A 6,053-nucleotide genomic window follows, 5' to 3' on the forward strand; every position below is an offset into this window, starting at 1 on the left:
AATACCCACGAATCGTCTAGGACGAATCCGTAATCGAGACAGTAACAACGTGAAGACTTGTCTCAAACGTCTCGTTTCTTTGACGTTTTAACCTCCGTGGCCGGTGGATCGCCCCCCGCCGGCCCGCTGGGCGGGCGGGGGCGATCCACCGGCCGCGCCGGCGCCGCGGTTCAAACCGGCGGAAAAGCGCCGGAATTCCAGCGTGGCAGGCACCGCTTGATGGGGATCAAGCCGCCGTCAACGGTGCCCGGGCAAGATGGGGCGCGCGGCCTGCGCGGGGTGAAGGGCAGGAAAAACCAAGGCCCGGCCTTCTTGAATCGCGCAGATGTGATCGGTGCTGTGCGAAACTTCGATCGCAAAACCCGCCTGCCGCCATGCGAACGCCGTCCCCCGCCGCGCGTCTCATGCGGTGCAGCAAACGCCCTGATGATGGAAGTCGAACAGCCCATGGACACCCTGCCCGCCAGGACCACCACCACGGTCACCGCCATTCCCGGGGACGGAATCGGGCCGGAGGTGATGCGCGCCACCCAGGCCGTGCTGGCGGCCGCCGGCGCGCGCATCGACTGGGAAGACGCCGTGGCGGGTGCCGAGGCCTTCCGCCGGGGCGTGGGCTCCGGCGCGCCGCAGGACACGCTGGACAGCATCGCCGCCAACCGCGTGGCGCTGAAGGGGCCTCTCGAAACCCCCGTCGGCTTCGGGGAGAAATCCGCCAATGTCACGCTGCGCAAGGTGTTCGAGATGTATGCGAACATCCGGCCGGTGCGGGAGATCCCCGGCATCCGCACGCCCTTCGCCGGGCGGGGGATCGACTTCGTCGTGGTGCGGGAGAATGTGGAAGACCTCTATGCGGGGGTCGAGCACATGCAGACCCCCGGCGTGGCGCAATGCCTGAAGATCATCACGGAAGCGGGGTGCGAGCGCATCGTCTCCCTTGCCGCCGCGCTGGCGGAGGCCGAGGGCCGCCGCAAGGTCACCGTCGCCACCAAGGCCAACATCATGAAACTGACGGAAGGGCTGATGAAGCGCGTCGGGGAGGCGGTGCTGAAGGACCATCCCGGCCTGGTCCATGAACACATGATCGTCGACAATTGCGCCCACCAGATGGTCGTCCGCCCCGAACAGTTCGACGTCTGCGTCATGACCAACATGAACGGCGACATCCTGTCCGACCTGGCGGCGGGCCTGGTCGGCGGCCTCGGCGTCGCGCCCTCCGCCAATATCGGCGACGAGGTCGCGATGTTCGAGGCCGTGCACGGCTCCGCCCCCCAGATCGCGGGCCAGGGCCTGGCGAACCCGACCGCGCTGCTGCTCTCCGCCGTCATGATGCTGCGCCACATCGGCGATTTCGCCACCGCGCGGCGGGTGGAACACGCGCTCTATGTGACGCTGGAGGAAGGGCGGGACCTCACCGGCGACATCGCCGCCCCCGGCCAGGGGGTGGGGACGGATGCCTATGTCGCCCGCGTGATCGCCAATCTGGGTCGCGAAAGCGCCCGCGTGCCGGCGCGGGACTACCGCCCGATCACGCTCCGCCACTGGCCCGCCGCCCCCTGGGCGAAGCCGGCCGGGAGCCGGGCGGTGGTGGGCGTCGACATCTTCATCGAGACGGTGGAGCCGCCGGCCGCCCTCGGCGCCGCGCTGGCGGCGCTGGCGGAGGGCACGCCCTTCGCCCTGCAGACCATCGCCTCCCGCGGTGCACAGGTCTGGCCGCCGCAGGGCGGGACGACGTTTCTGGTGGACCAGTTCCGCGCCCGCTTCCTGCTGCGGGCCCCCATGGCCGATGCGGGCCCCGCGGTCCTGGACCTGCTCGGCCGGATCGGTGGGCCGCGCCGCTGGATGCATGTGGAGATGCTGCAGCGCTTCGACGGGGTGGACGCCTTCAGCAAGGCGCAGGACGAGATCCGCGCAGGCTGACACCATGCCTGAATGTGCTGGCGGCCCGGGAATTTTCACGATATGTTCCAGGCATCATCGCGCCCAGCCTGTCCGCTGGCCCTGGTCCCCGGCCCGGAGGGCTGCGAGAATCGCGACTAAAGACGGCTAATCGGCATAATCGGGCTAAAGGGGTTAGTGACCTAAAGGCCACAGTAGTCACCCCCCGGGGATCCACACCTCGATCGTCTGGGGGGAGGGTTGCGGCTGGTAGGCCCGGAAATCCTGGATCGCCCAGCCGCGGCCGAGCCGCCCCGCGATCCGTGCCGCGGCCGCCTGGTCCTCCTCATGGAAGTAGCGCACCACGGGGGTGGAGGGCACGAAGGGCGCGGTCCGCGTCGCCTGCACCTCCAGCCCCGCCTCCCGCAGCCGCCCTGCCACCTCCTCGGCCGCCGAGGCCCCCTGGGCGGAGGCGGTGCGATGATGCAGCACGATCCGCAGCGGCCGCTCCACCGGCGCCGGGGCAGGCGCCAGGCGCGCCAGCTGGGGCGGGGCCGGGCCGGCCGGCTCCACTGGCGTCGTCTTCCGGGCCGGCAGTGCGCGCTGCGCGGCATCGAGTTCGGCGCGCAGCGTGGCGATGTCGCGCTCCAGCGCCGCGCGGATGTCCCGCAGCGCCGCCAGCCGCGCCTCCTCAGCCGCGACCTCCTCCGCGCGGGGCGGGGCGGCCAGGGGCGGGGTCCAGGCCGCCGAGGCCGGGGGCGGCGACAGCGGCACCATCCCCGCCCCGGCCAGGCGGGAGGAAGGCGGCGCGCCATCGGCGGCGAACAGGGCGGCGCCGATCACGAGGGCCAGGATGCCGGCCCCGATCCAGGGCAGGCGGCGCCAGGGGGTGGCGCCACCGCGCCGTCCCGCCTGCTGTCCGCCACCGCCTTCCCGCATCCCATCCATTCCCCGGCCCATGGCCCGCGAGGAGCCTTGCGGGGCGGAGAACGCCGGGAGGCGCCGTGTGTTCCGGGAGGGGGCTCAGCCGCCCTCGCGTTCCGCCTGCGACTGGGCCGCCAGGGCGCGCGCCATCTGGGACAGCGCCTCCTGGTACTTCTCGTTGTCGATCAGGGCGAAGTTGCGAGCGAGTTCGAGGCACATGCGCTGGCGGGGCGACGCTTCCTGACCCGGCCCCTCAACCGTCAGGCCGTCGAAGAACCAGGAGACGGGAACACCCAGCACCTGGCCGATCTCGAACAGCCGGCCGGCGGAAATCCGGTTCAGCCCGCGCTCATACTTGTGCGCCTGCTGGTAGGTCACGCCGATCATCTTCGCCAATTGCTGCTGGGACAGCCCCATCATCACCCGACGTTCGCGGATGCGCGCGCCGACGTGACGGTCGGCCGCATTGGCGCGCTGTCCCGGCCTCTCGCCCGGCGTCGCAGCCTCGGTAGCCTGGGGTGCTGCCTTGGCGCCAAGGTTGCGCCGCTCGGTCTCTGTGGTGGCCATGATTTCGATCCCTGCCGGTGTTTGACGCACCGTGCAATGCGATAGATGCCCATGCGTTCGCGCGAGGCGCGCATGACAACCCTGTGATTATCGACTTTCCGGAACGCTAACGCCGGTCAGACCGTCGCGGCCCGCCAGTTTGCCTGCCGCTGCCGAACCCTGGCCGGCGGCAGGACAGGCGGGGATACAAGGCGGCGGCGCGGTCCCGGGCCCCAACGGGCACGACGCCCGGCACGTTGGCCAGCAATATACGCGCCAGTGCGCCTGTCCCGACCGGGACTACTCCGCACCGCCCTTCCGCGCGGCCTTCAACTGGTCGAGCTGCCGGCGAAGCGTCTCCACCTCCGCCTGCAGGGCCGCGAGCCGGGCGGAGTCGGGCGCGGGTTCCGGCATCTCGGCGCCGGTGCGGAAGGGGGCGAAAAGGTTCATGGCGCGTTCCATCATCGCCATGTTCTGCTTGCCCACTTCCTCCAGCCCGCCGAAGGGCATGAAGCCGCCCATGGTCTGCTCCACGGTCCGCCGCACCTGGTCATGCTGGCGGGAGAAGGCGCCCATCACGCTTTCGAGGTAGCGGGGCACCAGCGACTGCATGCTGTCCCCGTAGAAGCCGATGATCTGCCGCAGGAAGGACGTCGGCAGCAGGTTCCGCCCCTTCGCCTCCTCCTCCACGATGATCTGCGTCAGCACGCTCCGGGTGATGTCCTCGCCCGACTTGGCGTCGTAGACCACGAAGTGCCGGCCGTTGCGCACCATCACGGCCAGGTCCTCCAGCGTGACGTAGGAGGAGGATTCGGTGTTGTAGAGCCGCCTGTTCGCATACTTCTTCACGACCACCGGGGGGGTCGAGGGGCCTTCAGTCTCCGCCGTCGCCTGCGTGGTGTCGTTTGCCATGCGTTTGCCTTCCCGAAGCGGACGCGCCGCCGCCAATGATGCTAACATGGTGATTGATGCAGTGCGAAAGCCCTGATGCGTAAATATGCGACCGGAATGCCGCCCTTCCTGGCAACAGCCTGTTTCGTCCGTCCCCCCGGCGGCGGCCGGCAGGCCGTGCCCGACGCTGCCTGATGCCTGCCGACCGGCCGCAGGACGGCGCGCCCCCACCGGATGGCGAGGCGGAACTCGACCGCCTGGCGGAGGACTGGATCACCCTCTGGCAGACCGAGATCGCCGGCCTGGCCGCGGACCGGGAGGTGGCGGAAGGCATGGCGGGCATGGCCGCCGCCTGGGCCGCGCTGGGCGCCGCCTGGCTGCGGGCCGCGACCGCCCCGCCCTTCGCCCGCACGCCGCCGGGCGGCCCGGACCCCTTCGGCGCCTTCCGCTCACCCTTTGGGCCATCCGGCTTCGCCCCGCCCAACTTCGCGCCACCGCCGGGATGGGGCTGGCCGCCGCATGATGGGGGCGGAGCCGCGCCACCGCCGCCGGGGCCCCCGCCCGCTGCCGCTCCACCTGATGCTGGGGGCGGGGCGCGGGATGGCGGCGATCGGCAGCGCGAGCCTGCTGGGGTCACCGACCGGATCGCCGAACTGGAACGGCGCCTGGCCGATCTCGAAGGCGGCGCAGGCGGAGATCGGACGGATCAGCGCCGCCCTCGCCGCCGGCGGCCACCGGCCTGAAGCCTTCACCGCGGCGGTGATCCGCCGCCTGCTGCGCGCCGACCGTGCCCTGCTGGCGGGTATCGCCGCCTATCGGCGCCATCCCTTCGCCCGCGACCTGCCGGACCCCCCGGCGATCTGGACGGAGGGCGATACACGCCTGCTCGACCACGCACCCGGATCGGCCGGTCCCGTCGCCGTCTTCGTCCCCTCCCTCGTCAACCGCGCGCAGGTGCTCGACCTGATGCGCGGGCGGTCGATGATGCGCTTCCTGGCGGGGCAGGGGGTGCGGCCACTGCTGCTGGACTGGGGCTGGCCCGGGGCGGCGGAGCGCGACTTCTCCCTCACCGACTACATCGCCGGGCGGCTGGAGCGCGCGCTGGCGGCGCTGCCCGGTCCGGTGGTGCTCGTGGGCTACTGCATGGGCGGGCTGCTGGCGCTGGCCGCCGCGCTGCGCCGGCCGGACCGCGTGCGGGCGCTCGGCCTGCTGGCGACGCCCTGGGATTTCCACCCCACCCCCGCGGACGCCGACCGCGCCCGCGCCGCCGCCGCCCTGCTGCCGGGGCTGGAGCCGTTGATGCAGGCCAGCGGCACCCTGCCGGTCGATGCCATCCAGACCCTCTTCGCGGGCCTCGACCCCTTCGGCATCCCGCAGAAATTCAGGGCCTTCGCGCGGCTCGACCCCGCCTCCGACCGCGCGGCGCAATTCGTGGCGCTGGAGGACTGGCTGAATGACGGCGTGCCCCTCGCCGCCCCGGTGGCGAGGGAGGCGCTGGGCGGCTGGTATGGCGCGAACACGCCGATGCGGGGCGCCTGGCGGGTGGCCGGCGCGGTGGTGGACCCCGGCGCGCTGGCCATGCCGGTCTTCTGCGCGGTGCCCCATCGCGACCGGATCGTGCCGCCGGCCAGCGCCCGGGCGCTGGCCGCACGCCTGCCACAGGCCCGGCTGCATGAGGCCGCTTCAGGCCATATCGGCATGGCGGCGGGCGGCAATGCGGAAGCCGCGCTGTGGCGGCCCCTGCTCGACTGGCTGCGAAGCTTGTAGCCGGGCTCGGCTCGGAAGCTTGTAGCCGGGCTCGGCTCGGAAGCTTGTAG

6 protein-coding genes are annotated in these 6,053 nt (G+C 71.8%); 3 read left to right on the plus strand and 3 right to left on the minus strand.

What is annotated here, in order from left to right:
* Positions 1 to 426 precede the first annotated feature (426 nt).
* The gene (locus tag BM041_RS02230) at positions 427 to 1,917 is read left to right on the plus strand and encodes an NADP-dependent isocitrate dehydrogenase (protein WP_245761891.1); all 1,491 of its coding nucleotides are present in this window, start codon (positions 427 to 429) and stop codon (positions 1,915 to 1,917) included.
* Positions 1,918 to 2,094: 177 nt separating this feature from the next.
* On the opposite strand, the gene BM041_RS02235 is transcribed toward BM041_RS02230, so the two are convergent.
* The 3 genes from BM041_RS02235 to phaR all read right to left on the minus strand — a co-directional run bounded on the left by BM041_RS02235 (position 2,095) and on the right by phaR (position 4,257).
* Positions 2,095 to 2,814: a hypothetical protein gene (locus BM041_RS02235; protein WP_092954855.1), complete on the minus strand. Its 720-nt coding sequence runs from the start codon at positions 2,812 to 2,814 to the stop codon at positions 2,095 to 2,097.
* 84 nt (positions 2,815 to 2,898) lie between these two features.
* Complete coding sequence (locus BM041_RS02240) at positions 2,899 to 3,366, minus strand: helix-turn-helix domain-containing protein (protein ID WP_092954858.1); 468 nt, start codon at positions 3,364 to 3,366, stop codon at positions 2,899 to 2,901.
* 279 nt (positions 3,367 to 3,645) lie between these two features.
* Positions 3,646 to 4,257, minus strand: a complete 612-nt coding sequence (phaR, locus tag BM041_RS02245; RefSeq protein WP_092954861.1) for a polyhydroxyalkanoate synthesis repressor PhaR — start codon at positions 4,255 to 4,257, stop codon at positions 3,646 to 3,648.
* Between the two features lie 173 nt (positions 4,258 to 4,430).
* On the opposite strand from phaR, the gene BM041_RS31075 reads away from it, so the two are divergent.
* Both BM041_RS31075 and BM041_RS02250 read left to right on the plus strand, forming a co-directional pair.
* Positions 4,431 to 4,979, plus strand: coding sequence for a hypothetical protein (locus BM041_RS31075; protein WP_245761892.1), 549 nt, complete (start codon positions 4,431 to 4,433; stop codon positions 4,977 to 4,979).
* A gap of 16 nt (positions 4,980 to 4,995) precedes the next feature.
* On the plus strand, positions 4,996 to 6,003 hold the full coding sequence (locus BM041_RS02250) for an alpha/beta fold hydrolase (RefSeq protein WP_245761955.1): 1,008 nt from the start codon (positions 4,996 to 4,998) through the stop codon (positions 6,001 to 6,003).
* The last annotated feature ends 50 nt before the right edge of the window (positions 6,004 to 6,053 follow it).

The sequence above is a fragment of the Falsiroseomonas stagni DSM 19981 genome (genome assembly GCF_900114315.1).
Lineage (GTDB): Bacteria > Pseudomonadota > Alphaproteobacteria > Acetobacterales > Acetobacteraceae > Falsiroseomonas > Falsiroseomonas stagni.